The following is a 17043-nucleotide window of genomic DNA, read 5'->3' on the forward strand; positions in this document are numbered from 1 at the left end:
TGCCTGCACCTACTCTCCTTTTACTGCTTTAACTGTTTTTAATGCCGATTTTATATCATCATAAATAATATTTCCAACAACTACTGTATCAGCATACTGTGCCATTTCTTTCGCTTGTTCTGCATTAGAAATACCACCGCCATAATATAGCTTAGCTTGTTTCAATTCTGCTTTTACATTTTTAACAAGCTCAATGTCTCCATACGTCCCGCTATATTCTAAATAGAATATAGGTAAATGTAATAGCTTGTCTGCTAAACGCGCATATGCAATAACATCATCTTCTGTTAAATCACATTTTGCATCTGTAAGCTGGGCTACTTTCGCTTCTGGGTTTAAAACACAATACCCTTCCATGTAAATTTCGTCCCAGTCCATAATATCCCCAAATTCTTTCAATGCCTCATGATGAACACCTGTTACCCATTCTACTTTTCGGCTATTTAAAACACTTGGGATGTAATAAAAATCAAATCCTGGTGTAATTGCCTCCACATCAGAAACCTCTAACACACAAGGCACTGCATATCTACGAATGCTAACTAGCATGTGTAATACGTTATCAATTGTTATACCGTCACTTCCGCCTACAATAACAGCATCCGTTCCAGATTCACAAATCATTTCTAAATGTTCGTCACTTAACTCCTTATTTGGATCAAGCTTAAATACATGTTTCCATTTGGAAATATCGTACATGAAAACACCCTTTCTTTTCTCTAGTTATATAATTTCTGTTCAAAATAACAGTTAATTTTTATCAAGATTTTTTACATTCCTTGCTATATCTTTACCGGACTGGCGTATGCAACGATGAAATGCGACAGCTATCTTTACCGGACTTTTTGAACTTCCCTACTATATTTGTTCAAAAAGGAGGATATAGAGAGCCGAGCAGATCGAGGCGTATTCGCCAGGAGGAACGGAATGTAGTTTTCCCTACATGAGTACCGGACTGGCGTATGCAACGATGAAATGCGACAGCTATCTTTACCGGACTTTTTGAACTTCCTTTTACGCATTCTTTCATTATAACAAAAAAAACTACCTACACACACGCCCAATCCAACATCTTTTTCAACGTCAAATGTTGGATTACATATCAAAAAACTTATACGGAATACTAACAAATGAAATAGTATTTTCTATTTCGAAGTTAATTAAAAAGGAGTGTTTTTCTAATGAAGCAAAACATCGGCACAATTAGTGCTCTAATTCGAATTACACTCGGACTCATCCTCTTCGGTTGTAGTACAGCTAAACTCGTACGTAAACCTTGGTGCACTTGGTCTAAAGTTTTGCTATGGATTGGTGCCATGAAAATTGCGGAGGGGATCGTTTGTTTCTGCCCTATTGTTGAAGCCTGTAAGTTTGGAAAATATATGAATATGAGCGCATTTAAAATGCCTAGCATGAATTTCACTGAAAAAGGACATAATAAAGAAGAAGTTAATTCAGCTTCCAGTCATGACAAGCCAAAGGCAAAGTCAGATGGAAGTTATGACACTTCTGACAAAGAGATTGAGTCAGCGATTGAAGAATTAATCCTGGCAAAACCGCTTTGAATCATTTGTCACGATGCAAGATGCTCTCAAAGGGACTTAGCTGCTGCAGTGGGCAGCTAAGTCTTCTTTATTTCACCACGAAACAGAACGTACATTCTTGTTTTTACCCTTAAAACGTACATAAAAGATATCAAACAATAAAATTCAGAAAATTAGGTGTAACCCTCTTGCATGTAATGATATAAAAGTGATATCATTTTTATATCAAGGAGGCGATCATATGAAAGAAAAACAAGTATTTTATGTTAATGGATTTCTCGGCGTTATTGGAATTTTAGTTTTAGCCGCTATCGGTGTATTTTGCCTTGTACAAGAAATGTTTGTAATAGCTATTTTAGCTCTCATATTAGCATCTGTTTTAGCTACAGGTATCGGTATCGTTCAACCGAATCAAGCGAAAGTTATTACGTTCTTCGGTAGTTATTTAGGAACAATTCGTCAAAATGGTTTATTTTTAACAATTCCATTCGCTTTTCGTCAAACTGTATCTTTACGTGTTGAAAACTTTAACAGTAAGAAATTAAAAGTAAACGATGTTGAGGGCAATCCAATTGAAATTGCAGCCGTTATCGTATATAAAGTTGTTGATTCCGCAAAAGCAATGTTTGGTGTTGAGCATTACGATCGATTCGTAGAAATTCAAAGTGAAACAGCAATCCGCCACGTTGCTACAAAATATCCTTATGATAATTTCCAAGATGAAACTTGCATCACGTTACGAGGAAATACTGAAGAGATCTCTGAAGAATTAAAGCGTGAGTTAGAAGCACGACTTGAAATCGCTGGCGTAGAAGTATTAGAAACTCGTTTAACACATTTAGCTTACGCAACAGAAATTGCCCATGCAATGCTCCAGCGTCAACAAGCAAAAGCAGTATTAGCTGCTAGAAAAGAGATTGTTGAAGGTGCTGTGAAGATGGCGAAAGATTCAATCCATATGTTAGATGAAGAAGGCGTACTGGAACTCGATGACGAGCGTAAAGCAAATATGGTGAACAATTTATTAGTTGCCATCGTTTCAGATAAAGGTGCGCAACCAGTTATTAATACAGGAAGCCTATACTAAAGGTTGTAAGTGATTATGGCCAAAAAGAAAAGCTTTCCATTACGTATTGATCCTGAATTACACGCAGTCATCGAAAAATGGGCGAATGATGAGTTTCGTAGCGTCAATGCACACATCGAGTATTTACTTCGAGAAATGGCAAAGCAAAAAGGGAAATTAAAAAAAGATAAAGATGCATAAAAAATCCCGCTGAGAAATCAGCGGGATTTTTTATATATTAGCTTCTCGTCATCTCATGCCCAATTGCACGATATCCTATATCACTTCGGTAAAATAAACCATCACTCTCAATTTTACCGATTTCTTTATAGACCTTATCTTTCGCTTCTTGTAAATTATTCGCCTTACAAGCAACAAATAATACACGGCCACCGTTTGTTACAAAGTCACCATGTTTCATCGCTGTACCCGCATGGAAAACTATTACATCTTGCAGTGCATCTAATCCGTTAATAATTTCACCTTTTTTATATGCTTCTGGATATCCTTTCGAAGCAAGTACGACACCAATAACTGCTTCCTTTGACCATTGTAACGTTAATTCACTTTCATCTAATACAGCGTTACATACATCAACTAAATCATTTTCTAAGCGTGGTAATACAACTTCCGTTTCAGGATCGCCAAAGCGTGCATTGAACTCAATTACCTTTGGACCATCATTCGTTAAAATAAGCCCCGCATATAAAATTCCTGTAAACGAACGATTTTCTTGGATCATCGCTTTAGCAGTTGGATGTAATACTGTTTGAATCGCTTCTTGAACCGCTGATTCCGGAATTTGTGGTACTGGGGAATATGCACCCATTCCGCCTGTATTAGGACCTTTATCAGCATCAAAAGCTCGTTTATGATCTTGAGCAATTACCATTGGATGTACGGTTGTTCCATTTACGAATGCCATTAATGAAAATTCTTGTCCATCTAGAAACTCCTCAATAACGACCTTCTTGCTTGCTTCACCGAATTTCACATCTTGCAGCATTTCTTTCACAGCTTGCAATGCCTCTTCAAGCGTCATTGCTACCGTTACACCTTTACCAGCAGCTAAACCATCTGCCTTAATTACAATCGGTGCACCAACTTTTTGAATATACTTTACTGCTTCTTCATAGTCTGTAAAAGTTTCATATGCCGCAGTTGGAATATCATACTTTTTCATCAATTCTTTCGTAAAAGCTTTACTACCTTCAATAACAGCAGCCGCTTTATTAGGTCCAAATACACGAAGTCCCTCTTCCTTAAAGCGATCAACGATTCCATTCATAAGTGGAATTTCTGGTCCAACGAAAGTTAAGCCTACATTGTTTTCTTTTGCGAATAAGACTAATGCATCAAAATCATTCTCATCAATATCAACTGGTGTTGCAACGTCTCGCATACCTTCATTACCTGGCGCTACATATATTTTTTCTACCTTTTCAGATTGTGCAAACTTCCAAGCTAAAGCATGCTCACGTCCACCACGGCCAATTACTAAAACATTCATATTTCATCCCCCAATAATTAAATAAGTACAAACTAGAAGCTATGCTCCTAGTTTGTTTTCATATCAATAAAAGTTTAAAAAGGAGGATCAAGAGAACCGAGCAGGTCAAGGCGCATTYGCCAGGAGGACACGGAGTGTAGCTTTCCTACATGAGTACCGCACTGGCTATGCAACGACGACATGCGACAGTTATCTTGACCGGACTTTTTAAACAACCGTATCAATAGAAAGTTAAAAAGGAGGATCAAGAGAACCGAGCAGGTCAAGGCGCATTCGCCAGGAGGACACGGAGTGTAGCTTTCCTACATGAGTACCGCACTGGCTATGCAACGACGACATGCGACAGTTATCTTGACCGGACTTTTTTAACATCCTCTATTAGTGTTTGAAATGACGTACGCCAGTGAACACCATAGTAATCCCATACGCATCTGCCATTTTAATAGAATCTTCATCACGAATCGATCCGCCTGGTTGGATGATTGCTGTAATTCCAGCTTTTGCTGCTTCTTCTACTGTATCTGGCATTGGGAAGAAAGCATCAGATGCAAGTGCGCTACCTTGTGCTTTTTCGCCAGCTTGTGTAATTGCGATTTTTGCAGAACCTACACGGTTCATCTGTCCCGCGCCTACACCAACTGTCATGTTATCATTCGCTAAAACAATTGCATTTGATTTCACATGTTTTACAACTTTCCAAGCTAGTTTTAAATCTTTCCACTCTTGCTCTGATGGTTCACGTTTCGTTGGAATTGAAATTGTACTTTCATCTAATGATAACGTATCTTCCTCTTGAACAAGAAGTCCACCTTGTACAGAAGTTAGCTTTTTACTTGCGCTTGTTGCTTTTTCAATATTTACAGTTAGTAAACGTAAATTTTTCTTACTTTGCAATACTTCTAAAGCTTCTTGTGAGAAAGAAGGTGCGATAACAATTTCTAAGAAAATTTCGTGTAACTTTTCTGCTGTAGCTTTATCAATTTCACGATTCGCTGCAATAATGCCTCCGAAGATTGATACTGGATCTGCTTCATAAGCGCGTGTGTATGCTTCATGAATATCCGTACCCACTCCAACACCACATGGATTCATATGTTTTACCGCTACTACTGCTGGTTCTGTAAATTCTTTCACGATGCTAAGTGCTGCATCCGCATCGTTGATATTGTTGTAAGATAATTCTTTACCGTGTAATTGTTCTGCATATGCAACAGAAGAAGTTGCTGCGAATGGCGCTTTATAGAATGTTGCTTTTTGATGTGGATTTTCGCCATAGCGTAAATCTTGTTTTTTCTCAAATGTCACTGTTAATGTTTCTGGGCTTTCTTCGCCCATTTGCTCTGTTAAGTAGTTAGAAATTAACGCATCATATGCCGCTGTATGACGGAATACTTTCGCTGCTAATTTACGTTTCGTTTCCTCTGTTACTTCACCGTTCTCTTTCAGTTCCGCTAATACAACATCATAATCTACTGGATCTACAATTACCGATACAAATTTATGATTTTTCGCAGCAGAGCGAATCATTGTTGGGCCACCGATATCAATATTTTCAATTGCATCAGCAAATGTTACATCAGGCTTAGCGATTGTTTCTTTAAATGGGTATAAGTTAACAACAACAAAGTCAATTGGCTCCATACCTAATTCATTCATTTGCGCTACATGCATTTCATTATCACGAACTGCTAATAGACCACCATGAATATTTGGATGTAATGTTTTTACACGACCATCCATAATTTCTGGGAAACCAGTTACTTCAGAAATACCAATTACTTGCAAGCCGTTTTCTTCTAATAATTTTTTCGTTCCACCTGTTGAAATAACTTCAATCCCTTGTTCAAGTAAACCTTTAACAAATTCTACTACTCCTGTTTTATCTGAAACACTTACTAATGCACGCTTTTTCATTTATCCTTCACCCCTGGTTGTATGTTAGTTAACAGTTGGTTTTTTCACAGACTGAACAATTTGATTCACTGTATTTACGTATAATTTATGTTCAACTTGTTGAATTTTCTTTTGTAAGCTTTCTCTCGTATCCCCTTCAGAAACAACTACTGCTTCTTGCGCAATAATTGGACCTGTATCCATACCTGCATCTACATAGTGAATCGTTACTCCGGTTACTTTCACACCCGCTTCTAACGCTTGACCAACAGCATCTTTCCCTGGAAAACTCGGTAGTATTGATGGATGAATATTAATAATTTTCCCGCCGTACGCTTCTAGTAAAGTCGTTCCAATTAAACGCATATATCCAGCTAAAATAACATAATCAATTTCATACTCTTCTAGCTTTTTTAATATCTCTTTTTCAAATGCTTCTTTTGACTCATATGCTTTCGCTGAAAAGGAAAAACACGGAATATGGTGATAGTGTGCCCGTCCAATAGCGCGTGCCTCTGGTTTATCACATACTAATAAACTAATATCTGCATCCAATATTTTGTCTTCTACCGCATTAATGAGAGATTGAAAGTTAGAGCCGCTCCCAGAAGCAAAAACTGCTAATCTACTCATACTTCTGTTCCCTCAATAAAGGTAACACCAGACCCTTGTACAGTATGTCCAATAATATGAGCTTTCTCGCCTTGTTCCTCAAGAAGACGAACAATATCTTTTGCCTCTTCTTCCTTTACTGCTACTACCATACCAATACCCATGTTAAAAATATTGAACATTTCTTTCTCTTCTAGTTTTCCAACTTCTTGAAGTAAACTAAAAATCGGTTGAACTTGCCAAGATCCTAATTCAATTTCCGCACCGATTCCTTCTGGCAACATACGTGGAATATTTTCAATGAATCCACCACCTGTAATATGTGCCATACCGTATACTTCATGTTTCTTCAATAGTTCTAAAATAGGTTTGACATAAATTTTCGTTGGTTTTAATAATTCTTCACCAAGAGGTAGTTCTAAGCGTCCGTAAATACGATCTAAAGATAGTTCTCCATCTTCTAGTAGCACTTTTCTTACTAAAGAATAACCGTTACTATGAATACCGCTAGATGCTAAGCCAATTAATACGTGACCAGCTTCAATTTTTTCACCTGTTACAATTTTCTTTTTATCAACAATTCCAACTGTAAAACCAGCTAAATCGTATTCTTCCGTAGAATACATTCCTGGCATTTCAGCTGTTTCTCCACCAATTAATGCACAACCAGCTTGGCGACAGCCCTCTGATATACCTTTGACGATGTTTTCAATTTTACTAGGTTCAGCTTTACCACAAGCAATATAATCAAGGAAGAAAAGCGGCTCTGCTCCTTGGACAACAATATCATTTACACACATTGCTACTGCATCAATACCAATTGTGTCATGTTTATCTGCCATAAAAGCGAGCATCAATTTCGTTCCCACGCCATCTGTTCCAGATACTAATACAGGTTCTTCTAATGCAAATTTTGATAGATCAAACATACCTCCAAAACCGCCTAAACCGCCTAGCACTTCTTTTCTCATTGTTGTTTGTACGTGTTTTTTCATGCGAGATACCGCTTCATATCCAGCTTCAATATCTACTCCTGCTTGCTTATATGCATTCGCCATCGTTATTTACACCTCGTCTTTTAATTTCTCCCCATCCAGGGCGGCCGTTTTAAGAAAGAAGCTAGCTTCTACATCAAAAGAAGTAGAAGCTTTTTTCTTTTTTCTTCTTATTTCATACTTTCTAAAAGCTCTTGCTCATAATCATAAAGAGCTGTTGGATAGTCTCCATTGAAGTAAGCCATACATAGACCACCGTATTTTCCTTCATATGGGCGTCCAATTGCATCTACTAATCCATCTTCACTTAAAAATGTTAGTGAATCTGCTCCGATGATTTGACGGATTTCTTCTATTGAATTATTTGCTGCGATTAATTCTTTTCTCGTTTGAATATCAATGCCATAGAAGCATGGATACTTAAGAGGTGGTGAAGCAATTCTTACATGGACTTCTGTCGCTCCAGCCTCGCGAAGCATACGAACAATTCGTTTACTTGTCGTTCCTCTTACGATAGAATCGTCAATCATAACAACTCGTTTTCCTTCAACTACGCCTCTTACTGCTGAAAGCTTCATCTTAACTCCTTGCTCACGCAGTTCTTGAGAAGGTTGAATAAACGTACGTCCAACGTAACGATTTTTAATTAACCCTAACTCATACGGAATTCCTGTCGCCTCCGCATAACCAATTGCTGCTGAAATACTAGAGTCTGGTACACCAGTAACAACATCAGCTTCAATAGGAGCTTCCGCCGCTAAACGTTTCCCCATGTTTTTACGTGCTGCATGAACATTAATACCAGCTATATTAGAATCTGGACGTGCAAAGTAAATGTATTCCATACTGCAAATCGCGTGGTCTACTTCATTTGTAAAACGATCTACGTGAATTCCTTCATCATTGATAATAAGCAATTCACCAGGTTCTACATCACGAATGTATGTTGCACCAACTACATCGAAAGCACATGTTTCCGATGCTACAACGTAAGCATCCCCCATCTTTCCAATTGAAAGAGGACGGAATCCATTTGGATCTAGCGCAACGATCATTTCATTTCCAGTTAGTAAAAGATATGCAAACGCACCTTTCACTTTATTTAGAGCCTCTTTTACACTATCAATTAAAGAATCTTTTGTACTACGCTTAATGAGGTGTAAAAGTACTTCTGTATCTGAACTTGTTTGAAAAATACTTCCCTCTGCCTCTAATTCACGACGAAGCATTTTTGCATTAATTAAATTTCCGTTATGAGCTAACGCCATACTATGATCGGAAAAACGGAATAATAATGGTTGAACGTTAGCAACTTCACTTCCACCAGCTGTTGCATATCGTACGTGTCCAATTGCTGATTTCCCGTTTAATCCCTCTAGCTCACCTCTTGAAAACACTTCTGATATTAAACCTAACCCCTTGTGACCGATGATTTTTTCCCCATTATTTACAACAATGCCTGCGCCCTCTTGCCCACGGTGCTGCAAACTGTGCAATCCGTAGTACGAAACTTGTGCTGCATTTTCATGCCCCCAAATTCCAAAAACGCCACATTCTTCATTTAACCCCTTTATTTCAGCAAGCATGGGATTGCCCCTTTCCAAGCCTTTCTCATTTCATCTACATTTGCTGTAAGTAATACTTCATTTTCTTCATTATGAATTGTTACTTCATTTGTATTTGTCACTTCTCCAACTTGAATTGCTTCAACCGCTTTCTCAAATGCTTCTTTATTTTCACGTTTTACAGTTATAACGAAGCGAGATTGTGATTCTGCAAATAATACTGCTGTTGCTTCCCCATCTAATTTCACAGTAGCACCTAAACCGTTAGCACCAATTGCACTTTCAGTAATTGCAACTGCTAAACCACCTTCTGCAACATCATGTGCAGATTGAACAAGGCCAGCTTGAATTGCTGCTAGTACTTGCTTTTGGCGTTTTAATTCTACATCTAGATCGATGCTTGGTGATTGACCGAAAATCTTTCCGTAGATCATTTTCTGTAATTCACTTCCACCAAACTCAGCTTTCGTCTCTCCAATTACATAAACTAAATCGCCAGCTTGTTTAAATTCTTGTGTTGTTACGTGTTTTAAATCGTGTACAAGTCCAACCATCCCAACAGTTGGTGTTGGATATACAGCTTCACCACTACGCTCGTTATACATTGATACATTCCCGCCGATAACTGGCGTTTGTAACTTGCGGCAAGCTTCACTCATACCGTCTACTGATTTCTCAATTTGCCAGAAGATCTCTGGTTTTTCTGGGTTACCGAAGTTTAAGCAATCTGTAATTGCAAGTGGCTCCCCGCCAGAACATACGATATTACGTGCTGCCTCTGCTACTGCAATTTTACCGCCCACTTCTGGATCTAAATAAATGTAGCGAGAGTTACAATCTGTCGTCATTGCTAATCCTTTTTCTGTACCGCGTACACGTATAACCGCTGCATCTGAACCTGGTGTAACGATTGTGCTAGTGCGCACTTGATAATCATATTGATCATATACCCACTCTTTACTTGCAATCGTTGGTTGTTGTAATAAAGATAATAACGTTTCTTTATAATCTTCTACTTTTGGTGTTTCCATTTTCATCTGCTGGAACTCAGCAAAGTATGCTGCTTCTTTTGACGGTTTATGATAAATTGGTGCTTCTTCTGCAAGAGCATCCGCCGGTACTTCCGCTACCATTTCGTCTTTATGGAATAGACGAAGCATTTTATCTTCAGTTACTTTCCCCATCGTAACTGCTGCAAGACCATACTTCTCAAATAAATCTACTATTTCTCGCTCTCTACCTTTTTTCACAACGATTAACATACGCTCTTGTGATTCAGATAACATCATTTCATATGGAGTCATTCCTGTTTCACGCTGCGGTACATCATCTAAGTACATTTCAATACCCATACCTGCTTTACTTGCCATTTCTGCAGAAGATGATGTTAAACCAGCAGCTCCCATATCTTGAATTCCAACAAGTGCATCAGACTGAATAAGTTCTAAACATGCTTCAATAAGAAGTTTCTCCATAAATGGATCCCCTACTTGAACTGCCGGACGCTTCGCTTCTGAGCTTTCAGATAACTCTTCAGATGCGAATGTTGCACCGTGAATACCATCACGACCAGTTGATGCTCCTACGTACATTACTGTATTACCAGCACCATGTGCTTGCCCTTTTTTAATATCTTCATGATTAATTAGGCCTACACACATTGCATTTACAAGTGGATTTCCTTCATAACATGGATCAAACTGTACTTCGCCGCCAACAGTAGGAATACCAATGCAGTTACCGTATCCTGCGATTCCTGCTACTACTTCTTCAAATAAATATTTCACGCGTGGTGATTGTAATTCACCGAAGCGAAGTGAGTTTAATAGAGCTACCGGACGTGCTCCCATAGAGAATACATCGCGAATAATACCACCGACACCTGTCGCTGCCCCTTGATATGGCTCAATTGCAGAAGGATGGTTATGACTTTCCATTTTAAATACAACCGCTTGATTATCACCGATATCTACAATTCCAGCGCCTTCTCCAGGTCCTTGTAAGACACGCTCACCTGTCGTTGGAAACTTACGAAGAACTGGCTTTGAATTTTTATAACTACAATGTTCAGACCACATAACAGAGAATAGTCCCGTTTCTGTATAATTCGGCAAACGGCCTAAAATCTTTTCAACCATGGCAAACTCTTCGTCTGTTAGCCCCATTTCCGCATATATACGCTCTTCTTTAATTTGTGTTGGATTTGGCTCAAGCATTAACGACATATGTTTCCCTCCACTGTTTTAAGATAGATTGAAAGACTTTTAAACCTTCAGCACCGCCAAGTAATTCATCTACAGCACGCTCTGGGTGTGGCATCATACCAAGAACATTTCCTTTTTCATTTACAATACCTGCAATATCTGAAACGCTTCCATTCGGATTTTCTACGTAACGGAATGCGATTTGATTATTCTCTTCTAATTGTTTAAGAGTTGCTTCATCACAATAGTAATTCCCCTCACCATGTGCAATTGGAATATTGATTACTTCATTTTTTTCATATTGTGATGTAAACATAGTTTCATTATTTTCAACACGTAACTGAACCGTACGGCACATAAACTTTAAGTTTTCGTTTCTCATTAATGCTCCTGGTAGTAATCCTGATTCAACAAGAATCTGGAATCCATTACACACTCCTAAAATTGGCTTTCCTTGCTCAGCAGCTTTTTGCACTGCTTTCATTGCGTTAGCAAAGCGAGAAATAGCACCACATCGTAAGTAGTCACCGTAAGAGAATCCACCTGGTAGTAAAATTGCATCATATTCATCTAAATTCTCTCTATCGTGCCAAACGTAATCTACTTCTTCACCAAGCTCATCTTTAATTGCATGGAACATATCGACATCACAGTTCGAACCTGGGAATACTATGACTGCAAATTTCACTGTGCGACAACCTCCTCAACTTCATAACGGAAGTCTTCCATTACAACGTTTGCTAATAATTTTTCACACATTTCTTTTACCTTGCTATCCAGATCAGATACTGATTTATCAATTGTTAATTCCATATATTTTCCGATTCGAACGTCTTGTACTTCTGTAAATGAAAGACTATGAAGTGCTCCCTTTACCGCAGTTCCTTGTGGATCTAATACACTTTCTCTTAACGTTACATATACCTTAACTTTATACATGTGAAGCTCCCCCTAAACGTTTTAAAATTTCTTCATATGCTTCTGTTAAATTCCCAAGATCACGACGGAATACATCTTTATCAAATTTTTCATTGCTCGTTTCATCCCATAAACGGCAAGTATCTGGTGAAATTTCATCTGCTAATATGATTTCCCCTTCTTCTGTTACGCCAAACTCTAATTTAAAATCTACTAATCTTACACGACAGCTTGCGAAATGCTCAATCAACACTTGATTGATTTGTAGAGCTGCATCTCGTAATACGCTTACTTGCTCTGGTGTTGCAACATTTAACAAACGAATATGATCTTCCGTTACAAGTGGATCTCCTAAATCATCATCTTTGTAGTAAAATTCTACGATTGGTGTTGTAAGAGCAGTTCCTTCTTCCATTCCTAGTCTTTTTGAAAGACTACCTGCAATTACGTTTCTTGTGACAACTTCTAATGGAATAATACTCACCTTTTTGACAAGTTGTTCTGTATCAGATAACTTCTCCACAAAGTGTGTTTTAATTCCAACTTCTTGTAACTTTCTGAACAATAAAGTTGTAATCTCATTGTTCAAACGACCTTTTCCTGTAATTGTCGCTTTTTTCTCCCCATTGAAAGCAGTCGCACTATCTTTGTACTCTACCCAAACCATATCTGCTGCTTCTGTACGATAAATTCTTTTTGCCTTACCTTCATACAGCAATTCTAGCTTTTGCATTTCGCAAGCCCCCTGTAGTTTGAAAAATGTGAATAATGTTTTTATAAAGAATGGCACAGAATGACTCTATTCTGTGCCATATGAAATTTTACGCTTCGTTTAATCCAAGGCGTTCAAAGATTGTATCAACGTGTTGCATATGATGTTCATAATTGAAACATTCGTTAATTTCTTCTTGCGTTAACTTACTTGTAATACGCTCGTCAGATTCTACAAGCTCTTTAAATTGTACTTGTGTTTCCCAAGCTTCCATTGCTTTAGGCTGTACGATATCATAAGCTTCTTCACGTACCAGACCTTTGTCAATTAGTGTAAGCATTACGCGCTGAGAGTAAATTAAGCCGTATGTTCTTGTCATATTGCGTTTCATATTCTCTGGGAATACAGTTAAGTTTTTAACGATATTACCAAAGCGATTTAACATGTAATTTAACGCGATTGTAGCATCTGGTAAAATTACGCGTTCTGCAGAAGAGTGAGAGATATCACGTTCATGCCATAACGGAACATTCTCGTAAGCTGTCATCATATAACCGCGGATAACACGAGCTAAACCAGTCATATTTTCAGATCCAATTGGATTACGTTTATGCGGCATTGCAGAAGAACCTTTTTGACCTTTTGCGAAAGCCTCTTCAACTTCACGTGTTTCACTCTTTTGTAAACCACGAATCTCAACTGCCATCTTTTCAACAGATGTTGCGATTAGTGCAAGTGTTGACATGTAATGTGCATGACGATCACGTTGCAATGTTTGTGTTGAAATTGGTGCTGCTTCTAATCCTAAGTTTTCACAAACATACTTTTCTACGAATGGATCAATATTTGCATATGTACCAACCGCACCAGATAACTTACCAACGCGAACTGTATCAGCAGCTTGTTTGAAACGCTCTACGTTACGTTTCATTTCTTCATACCAAAGACCAAGTTTTAAACCAAATGTTGTTGGCTCTGCATGTACACCGTGTGTTCTTCCCATCATGATCGTGTATTTATGCTCTTTCGCTTTATTAGCTAAAATACTAACAAAGTTTTCTAAGTCTTTTAACAAGATTTCATTTGCTTGTTTTAAGATATAAGATAACGCTGTATCTACTACGTCTGTAGATGTTAAACCGTAATGAACCCATTTACGTTCCTCGCCTAATGTTGGTGTTTCTGATACAGCACGAGTGAAAGCAACTACGTCATGACGTGTTTCTTTTTCAATTTCATAAATACGATCAATATCAAATGATGCATGTTCACGAATTTTTTTCACATCTTCTTTTGGAATATCGCCAAGCTCAGCCCATGCTTCACACGCTAAAATCTCAACTTCTAACCACGCTTTAAATTTGTTCTCTTCCGTCCAAATCGCACCCATTTCAGGGCGTGTATAACGATTAATCATCTTTTTCCCTCCAACAGTTGTTCTTGATGGTCCCAAATATGCAAACTCTTCGCTTTTTCTAGAGCGACTTCAATATTATCATTTAAAATATTAACATGCCCCATTTTCCGCTGTGCTTTTGCTTCTTCTTTTCCATACAAGTGTAAATAGCACCCGGTTAGTCTATTCACTTGTCCTAGGACCCCTTCTATATGTTCGCCTAAAATGTTAACCATGACAACTGGTTTTAACAAATTTGTTTCTCCAAGAGGTAAATTACAGATTGCTCGAATATGTTGACCAAATTGACTCGTTTCACATGCATCCTGTGTATAGTGTCCTGAATTGTGAGGTCTTGGTGCTAATTCATTAATGTAAATCTCACCGTCAGCTGTAGCAAACATCTCTACCGCTAGTGTTCCCACAAGTTCTAGTTCATCCGCAAGTACCTTTGCGTAAGCAATTGCTTTTTGAGAAAGTTCTTCTGTAATGCGGGCTGGAACGATAGATTCATGCAAAATGTTATTTACATGAATATTTTCCGCTACCGGAAATACTTTCGTTTCACCACTTACACTACGAATTACAATAACTGATACTTCTTTTTCAAAGGGCACCCATTTTTCTAGAATGCACTCTGCTTTATTAGTAAGTTCTTTTGCTCTCACAACATCAGCTTCACTCTTTAAAACCACTTGCCCTTTACCATCGTATCCACCTGTCGTTGTTTTTAAGACAGAAGGGAAAGATAACTCCTTAATTGCTTCTGTAAGTTGATCTTGATTTTGAACCAATCTATACGATGCTACTGGTAACCCAGCTTTTTCAATTGCATTCTTTTCTGTAAAACGATTTTGCGTTTTATTTAACAACTGACTACCTTGTGGTAAGTAAGCATGTTTTTCAAGCCATTGTAAACATCTATAATCAATATTCTCAAATTCATATGTGACAACGTCGCTTATCTCTGCTAAATGCTGAATTGCTTTTAAATCGTCATATGGTGCAACGACTTCAACATCAGCAACTTGTGCACATGGTGAATGCTTTGTAGGATCTAAAACAGCAATTTTATAACCCATTTCCTTAGCTGCCAACGCCATCATTCTTCCAAGCTGGCCGCCTCCAATAATGCCGATTGTTTTTCCAGGTAAGATGATTCTCGTCATACTAGCTCACTACCTTCACGCACAGTTTTCTCAATAGCTTCTCGTCTCAACTCTAATGCATCATGTATGTCATCATGAAATGATCCAAGTATTTGTGCAGCAAGCAATCCAGCATTCGTTGAACCAGCCTTACCAATTGCAACAGTTGCAACTGGAACCCCTCCTGGCATTTGGACAATGGATAATAATGAATCTAGGCCGTTTAACGCTTTTGATTGAACTGGGACACCAATTACAGGAAGATTTGTCTTCGCTGCAACCATTCCTGGTAAATGCGCTGCTCCACCGGCTCCAGCAATAATAACTTTTAATCCACGTTCACGAGCTGTTTCTGCATATTCAAACATATAATCCGGAGTCCGATGAGCGGATACAACTTTTTTCTCATACGGTATATTTAATTCATCTAAAATGTCACAAGCATATTTCATTGTTTCCCAGTCTGACGTGCTTCCCATTATGACTCCAACTAGTGATTTCATATTAGAATCCCCCCGATTCAAATAAAAAAAGCCTGAAATAGAACAGTTTCTCTTTTACTATGAGAGAAAGTGCTCTACTCAGGCATACGTATCCCTTGTGAATAGAAAAATACCGAGTGACTTTCCCTCATAGTCTAACGAATAACGGTCGTTAGGTAGAGACTTGCAGGCCATATCCCCGCGATTATATGAGGTCTTATATATTATTGTTTCTATGGCTATATTAACAATATTTCATAAACAATGTCAATAAATAATCGAATGTTTTTTTATTAGTCATCGATAACGTTCGTGTTTTAGTTATATTCAAAAGAAGAATTGCAACTATATGCAAGAAGGAAAGGGAATTAGAATATATATTTCTAGAGATCTATTTTACGTATAACTATTTATATAATACTTCAGTATGTTTTACTCAATATACATACTCTCTTGTGTTCTATACATCGATAGAACCTATATTATAACGATTTAATTTCAAAGGAGGAATAACCGTGAAAAAAAATAACTGTGCTATTATCCTATTTATTTTTCTCTATCGCAGTAATTGCTGTAATTATTGAATGCTTATTTATATCATCCCATTTTTTCTACTCTCATTATTATGATAGAAATAATCTTTCCTATTCTTAGGGATTATTTTAGGAGCATTCGAAAAATCCGGAGCACAAAAAATCATTGCCATTATTTTAAACTGCCTCTATTTCATTCTTTTTTCGTCTTTAGGATTATTAAATTTATGGATTTTAACCTTCGGTAAATAAAAATAAACACAAAAAAACCTAAGTCGAAACGACTTAGGTTTTTGCTTGGCGACGTCCTACTCTCACAGGGACAAGGTCCCAACTACCATCGGCGCTAGAGAGCTTAACTTCCGTGTTCGGTATGGGAACGGGTGTGACCTCTCTGCCATCATCACCAAACTGATGAAGGTATATTCCTTCAAAACTAGATAACATTGCTTCATATTATATGGT

Annotated in this window: 16 protein-coding genes, 1 rRNA gene, 1 pseudogene and 1 riboswitch; of the genes and pseudogenes, 4 read left to right on the plus strand and 14 right to left on the minus strand. The window is 37.8% G+C overall.

What is annotated here, in order from left to right; genetic code table 11:
• Nucleotides 1-9 precede the first annotated feature (9 nt).
• Nucleotides 10-699 carry a heptaprenylglyceryl phosphate synthase gene (pcrB, locus tag AC1DS7_RS15075; RefSeq protein ID WP_002029470.1) on the minus strand — a complete coding sequence of 230 codons (690 nt, stop codon included), beginning with the start codon at nucleotides 697-699 and terminating at the stop codon, nucleotides 10-12.
• A gap of 482 nt (nucleotides 700-1181) precedes the next feature.
• On the opposite strand from pcrB, the gene AC1DS7_RS15080 reads away from it, so the two are divergent.
• From AC1DS7_RS15080 to AC1DS7_RS15090, 3 genes are all read left to right on the plus strand, one after another.
• The gene (locus tag AC1DS7_RS15080; RefSeq protein WP_002140195.1) at nucleotides 1182-1565 is read left to right on the plus strand and encodes a YgaP family membrane protein; all 384 of its coding nucleotides are present in this window, start codon (nucleotides 1182-1184) and stop codon (nucleotides 1563-1565) included.
• Nucleotides 1566-1785: 220 nt separating this feature from the next.
• Complete coding sequence (locus AC1DS7_RS15085) at nucleotides 1786-2631, plus strand: SPFH domain-containing protein (RefSeq protein WP_002063557.1); 846 nt, start codon at nucleotides 1786-1788, stop codon at nucleotides 2629-2631.
• A 15-nt stretch (nucleotides 2632-2646) separates the two neighbouring features.
• Nucleotides 2647-2811: a type II toxin-antitoxin system antitoxin gene (locus AC1DS7_RS15090; protein ID WP_001085171.1), complete on the plus strand. Its 165-nt coding sequence runs from the start codon at nucleotides 2647-2649 to the stop codon at nucleotides 2809-2811.
• 37 nt (nucleotides 2812-2848) lie between these two features.
• Here the strand turns inward: AC1DS7_RS15090 and purD are convergent, their stop codons facing one another.
• The 12 genes from purD to purE form a co-directional block, all read right to left on the minus strand.
• Nucleotides 2849-4120, minus strand: coding sequence for a phosphoribosylamine--glycine ligase (gene purD, locus AC1DS7_RS15095; protein ID WP_002140194.1), 1272 nt, complete (start codon nucleotides 4118-4120; stop codon nucleotides 2849-2851).
• A 378-nt stretch (nucleotides 4121-4498) separates the two neighbouring features.
• Nucleotides 4499-6034: a bifunctional phosphoribosylaminoimidazolecarboxamide formyltransferase/IMP cyclohydrolase gene (gene purH, locus AC1DS7_RS15100; RefSeq protein WP_002140193.1), complete on the minus strand. Its 1536-nt coding sequence runs from the start codon at nucleotides 6032-6034 to the stop codon at nucleotides 4499-4501.
• A gap of 24 nt (nucleotides 6035-6058) precedes the next feature.
• Nucleotides 6059-6646: a phosphoribosylglycinamide formyltransferase gene (purN, locus tag AC1DS7_RS15105; RefSeq protein ID WP_012260224.1), complete on the minus strand. Its 588-nt coding sequence runs from the start codon at nucleotides 6644-6646 to the stop codon at nucleotides 6059-6061.
• A complete protein-coding gene (purM, locus tag AC1DS7_RS15110; RefSeq protein ID WP_002010019.1) occupies nucleotides 6643-7683 on the minus strand; it encodes a phosphoribosylformylglycinamidine cyclo-ligase in 1041 nt (346 codons plus the stop codon). Before purM ends, purN begins: the two co-directional genes overlap by 4 nt.
• A 107-nt stretch (nucleotides 7684-7790) precedes the next feature.
• Nucleotides 7791-9206: an amidophosphoribosyltransferase gene (purF, locus tag AC1DS7_RS15115; protein ID WP_002124870.1), complete on the minus strand. Its 1416-nt coding sequence runs from the start codon at nucleotides 9204-9206 to the stop codon at nucleotides 7791-7793.
• Nucleotides 9191-11410, minus strand: coding sequence for a phosphoribosylformylglycinamidine synthase II (purL, locus tag AC1DS7_RS15120; protein WP_002140190.1), 2220 nt, complete (start codon nucleotides 11408-11410; stop codon nucleotides 9191-9193). The genes purF and purL overlap by 16 nt, the downstream gene beginning before the upstream one ends.
• The gene (gene purQ, locus AC1DS7_RS15125; RefSeq protein ID WP_002140189.1) at nucleotides 11394-12077 is read right to left on the minus strand and encodes a phosphoribosylformylglycinamidine synthase subunit PurQ; all 684 of its coding nucleotides are present in this window, start codon (nucleotides 12075-12077) and stop codon (nucleotides 11394-11396) included. Before purQ ends, purL begins: the two co-directional genes overlap by 17 nt.
• Nucleotides 12074-12328 carry a phosphoribosylformylglycinamidine synthase subunit PurS gene (gene purS, locus AC1DS7_RS15130; protein WP_000278823.1) on the minus strand — a complete coding sequence of 85 codons (255 nt, stop codon included), beginning with the start codon at nucleotides 12326-12328 and terminating at the stop codon, nucleotides 12074-12076. The genes purQ and purS overlap by 4 nt, the downstream gene beginning before the upstream one ends.
• Complete coding sequence (purC, locus tag AC1DS7_RS15135) at nucleotides 12321-13040, minus strand: phosphoribosylaminoimidazolesuccinocarboxamide synthase (protein WP_002010014.1); 720 nt, start codon at nucleotides 13038-13040, stop codon at nucleotides 12321-12323. The genes purS and purC overlap by 8 nt, the downstream gene beginning before the upstream one ends.
• Nucleotides 13041-13128: 88 nt before the next feature.
• Nucleotides 13129-14436: an adenylosuccinate lyase gene (purB, locus tag AC1DS7_RS15140; RefSeq protein ID WP_002139387.1), complete on the minus strand. Its 1308-nt coding sequence runs from the start codon at nucleotides 14434-14436 to the stop codon at nucleotides 13129-13131.
• Complete coding sequence (purK, locus tag AC1DS7_RS15145) at nucleotides 14433-15584, minus strand: 5-(carboxyamino)imidazole ribonucleotide synthase (protein ID WP_002140188.1); 1152 nt, start codon at nucleotides 15582-15584, stop codon at nucleotides 14433-14435. The genes purB and purK overlap by 4 nt, the downstream gene beginning before the upstream one ends.
• The gene (purE, locus tag AC1DS7_RS15150) at nucleotides 15581-16066 is read right to left on the minus strand and encodes a 5-(carboxyamino)imidazole ribonucleotide mutase (protein WP_002010008.1); all 486 of its coding nucleotides are present in this window, start codon (nucleotides 16064-16066) and stop codon (nucleotides 15581-15583) included. Before purE ends, purK begins: the two co-directional genes overlap by 4 nt.
• Nucleotides 16067-16176: 110 nt before the next feature.
• Nucleotides 16177-16278: riboswitch (purine riboswitch) on the minus strand.
• A 298-nt stretch (nucleotides 16279-16576) separates the two neighbouring features.
• On the opposite strand from purE, the pseudogene AC1DS7_RS15155 reads away from it, so the two are divergent.
• Nucleotides 16577-16830 (plus strand): annotated as a pseudogene (locus tag AC1DS7_RS15155) (hypothetical protein).
• A gap of 43 nt (nucleotides 16831-16873) precedes the next feature.
• Here AC1DS7_RS15155 and rrf read toward each other — a convergent pair.
• Nucleotides 16874-16989 (minus strand): 5S ribosomal RNA (rrf, locus tag AC1DS7_RS15160).
• Nucleotides 16990-17043 lie beyond the last annotated feature (54 nt).

The sequence above is a fragment of the Bacillus sp. P4_E1 genome, from assembly GCF_056401715.1.